Genomic DNA, 3,361 nt, shown 5'->3' on the forward strand with positions numbered 1-3,361 from the left:
ACTTAAATGGCTTAATTGGTAGACCTCGAAAAACTGCACAAGTATAAATACTTATCGCAAAAGTGACATGCTCCCAAGAGAGTGGAAGTGCGATCGAGTATTTCGGCAATTTTGACTTGTGCGTCTGAGTGAAAGCAAAAACCATTCCAGTCAATTTCGTTTTCTGAGTCAGATAATTCAGTTTTATTGTCAGAATTTATTATTTTATCTAAATCAGCTTGACCATAATCAGCTTCATTCAGGTTTGCGAATAATCTAGCACCACTTAAGTTTGCGCCGCTGAGATTAGCACCGCTGAGGTTAACTTCGATGGTCAGATTTCGCTGTAGATTCACTTAACTTCGCCGTAAGTATCGCTTTAAGACTGATTTGAGATTATCTTTTTTAACTTTTTCTTCTAGTGCTTTTGAAAGTACCTTCCATAGTTTAGCACCAGCATCTTTGATATAATCATAATCATAGCCTGTGATTTGAGCAATTTCCATATAAGACCGTCCTTCCCAGGATTGACGAAACACTATCTCTTGAACTTTATTGAGGCGATCGTAGTTGAGGGCTGTTTCTGCGATCGTTAGAGCTTCGTCAACAGTCATGTGTTAAAGTCCCTTACTAGCGGAGCGTTAAGGTAGGATTGGTACAGATTGTACCGCAACAGGGAGCTAATCTTACTTTTTGATTACTTTTTTATTACTTTTTTCTCACTGTTAAATCTGATATTAAGTCGTTATAGTTTAAAAAACTAAGGAATTTTATATGGAACCTGTAACCATGACAGCCGGGGCGATCGCAACTCTCGTATTAATCAAAGCCACGGAGACAGCCACAGAGAAGGCTACTGAAAAGCTGGGTAAGCTAGTCGTTGAGAAAGGTGATAAGTTGCTATCACTCCTTAAAATTCACTCGCAAAGTACAGCAACAGCTATAGCACTATCCCAACAGAAGCCTTTAGATTATAACCAAGCTGTTCTTGAGTTGGAAACAGCCAAGAAGAAATACCCGGAAGTCGCTAAAGCAGTCGAGGAAGTAAATACAGAAGTAAACGCATCTCCAGAAACTGCTGAAAAAGTTCAATCCGCGATCAATTATCTTAATTCTCAACCGTCCAATAGTCAAAATTTTATAAATACCATCGAGAAGTCAGTGAACTTGGTTCAGGGAACAGGATCTTCAATTAATATTTCTGGCAACCAGTACAACTGACTAAACCCACCCGAAAGCCAAAAAAGCCAAAAAGATAGTGATGAAGATATGGGACCCGTAGTAATTGGTTTATTTAGTGTGGTTATATTAGGAATTATCGCACTGGTAATAGTAGGCCAGCCAATTCGTTTTCCACCTCCAACAGAAACAACACCTCCTCCTACTAAACCAAATCCTGAGTATTCTCCATCGCCCACGCTCAATCCTTTCCCTACACAGCAAACTTCACCGAGAGCATCACTATCTCCTTCCCCTGTACAAATTCCTGCTGACCAGAATCCTTGCAAAGCAGAGCAAAATGGCAGTACCATAAACATTGGTTTTTTGGAGGGTTTTTGCCCCTTCGTTGGTAATCTTAGCTCTAATAATCGAGAGATACGTTACCGTTTTAAGATAGGTAATCCCAGTAATATAAGCCTGTTTTTAGATGACGTGAATAGCGCAGTAGAAATATATCTATATTCCGATCCAGATGGCACAGGAGTAATTGGAGATAATTATGGATATACCTCTGCTTATAAATCTCAATCAGCAATGATTAAAAAAGAATTGAAGGAGGGGAGCTATATTGTTGTTGTGAAATTGAAAGCTAGAGACACCAAATATTCACTTCAAATTGTTAACGATACAAGTCAAGTTGAAAATGTTGGTTCTGTGGAGCAAAAGACTCTTCCCAAAAATGGCAGTGTTAGTTTAAAAAAACGAGAGCAATTTTACGGTTTCCAACTAGACAATCCTAGCAGCATTAGTCTATCTTTAGATGGTGTAAGTAGCGAAGTAGAAATGTATTTATACTCAGGCAAAGGTGGAGTAATTGGAGATAATTATGGATATACATCTGCTTTTAACTCAAAGCCAGGACTAATTAAAAAAGAGTTGGGAGTAGGTAATTACATTGTTATGGTGCGGTTAAAAGCTGGAGAAACCAATTACACTCTTACTATGTCTGCTCCATAAACTTATGGTACATAGTAAACTAATAATGCCGATCGCCCTTCCTTTTCCCTTATTCTTCTCAGCATTCTCTGACAGAGGGCGATCGAGCTTTTTGAAGTGCGATCGCCTCTACCTTTCGGCCAAACTCTCCCAAATCCGCTGGCAGTTCCAAGACTTCCCCTCGGTATTTCCCCAAAACCAAATCAGTCACCTTAAAAACAATATGCTGATTAAACTTAAAAGTTTCCCAAAACTTGTCCTCATGTTTAATCATCTGAATTTTATGACCGCCTATAATATCAAACTCCCTGATAAACTTAAACGATTTTTTCTCCTCCCCAATCGATAGTAAAACCTCGATAGAGTCGGCTTTTTTTCCTGATTCAACCGCCAAAATTGTTACGTTCATCATCCATATAATAGCTGATTCTCCCCGAAATCCGATCGCTCACTCCTCAGACTCAGACTCAAAATCCACGCGATCGTAAATATCTCCCAACCGCATCTCAAACTCCAAACAACTCAATCTCAACACCGCATCAGCACCATCATACTCAGACAAAACCCACTTATTATCATCCCTCTTACAAAAATGTTCGACGTGCATCTCATATTGATCGATCAAAATATACTCCGTCAAACTGGGAATCGTGCGAAAAAGTTTAAACTTGCCACCCCTGTCATAATCCGCCGTCGATTCCGATAAAACCTCAGCCACCATCACCGCATTAGTAATTGTATCTTTCCTACCCTCAGCAAACTCCAACTTCCCCGCCACCAACATCACATCAGGATAAGTATAAACCCGCTTCGACGGTATCCACAAACGCAAATCGTTTATAAATACTCGGTACGGTTGTCCTTTCGTAGCAAAATTCAAAGTCCCGCTAAAATTAAGAGCTATTTGATTGTGATTCGGTGTTCCGCCTGTCATAGGAATTATCTTGCCATCCTGATATTCACTTCTAAATTTTGCCCCCTCTTCCAGCATTAAATACTCTTCGGGAGAGTAATAAATCTGTACTTTTTCCTCAGCTTTGTCCTCAGCTACTTCTTCGCGGATTTCTGTTAATGCCGTCATAGTAAATCCTCATTTGCTCCTGCTCACAATTATAGCCAAATTATCCACAAATCGGAACATCGTTCACAATAGACCTCTTGCAAAATAGTTTTATGATATAATGGAAAGTTTTGCTGAGAGTTGATTGAATCCCAACTCTTAAGT

6 protein-coding genes are annotated in these 3,361 nt (G+C 39.5%); 2 read left to right on the forward strand and 4 right to left on the reverse strand.

Annotation, left to right across the window (positions count from 1 at the left end):
- Positions 1-11: 11 nt before the first annotated feature.
- Positions 12-335: a pentapeptide repeat-containing protein gene (locus QUA02_RS32965; protein ID WP_333033928.1), complete on the reverse strand. Its 324-nt coding sequence runs from the start codon at positions 333-335 to the stop codon at positions 12-14.
- Positions 336-593 (reverse strand): helix-turn-helix domain-containing protein, encoded by a 258-nt coding sequence (locus tag QUA02_RS32970; protein ID WP_333033930.1) that lies wholly within the window; start codon positions 591-593, stop codon positions 336-338.
- Between the two features lie 160 nt (positions 594-753).
- Between QUA02_RS32970 and QUA02_RS32975 the strand changes: the two genes are divergently transcribed.
- Both QUA02_RS32975 and QUA02_RS32980 read left to right on the forward strand, forming a co-directional pair.
- A complete protein-coding gene (locus QUA02_RS32975) occupies positions 754-1,200 on the forward strand; it encodes a hypothetical protein (protein ID WP_333033931.1) in 447 nt (148 codons plus the stop codon).
- Positions 1,201-1,248: 48 nt separating this feature from the next.
- A complete protein-coding gene (locus QUA02_RS32980; RefSeq protein WP_333033932.1) occupies positions 1,249-2,157 on the forward strand; it encodes a PPC domain-containing protein in 909 nt (302 codons plus the stop codon).
- Between the two features lie 58 nt (positions 2,158-2,215).
- On the opposite strand, the gene QUA02_RS32985 is transcribed toward QUA02_RS32980, so the two are convergent.
- Together QUA02_RS32985 and QUA02_RS32990 are read right to left on the reverse strand one after the other, a co-directional pair.
- On the reverse strand, positions 2,216-2,548 hold the full coding sequence (locus QUA02_RS32985; protein WP_333033933.1) for a hypothetical protein: 333 nt from the start codon (positions 2,546-2,548) through the stop codon (positions 2,216-2,218).
- Positions 2,549-2,584: 36 nt separating this feature from the next.
- A complete protein-coding gene (locus tag QUA02_RS32990) occupies positions 2,585-3,217 on the reverse strand; it encodes a Uma2 family endonuclease (RefSeq protein ID WP_333033935.1) in 633 nt (210 codons plus the stop codon).
- Positions 3,218-3,361 lie beyond the last annotated feature (144 nt).

It is taken from the genome of Microcoleus pseudofavosus SVA1_A4 (assembly GCF_036700565.1).
Taxonomy (GTDB): domain Bacteria; phylum Cyanobacteriota; class Cyanobacteriia; order Cyanobacteriales; family Microcoleaceae; genus Microcoleus.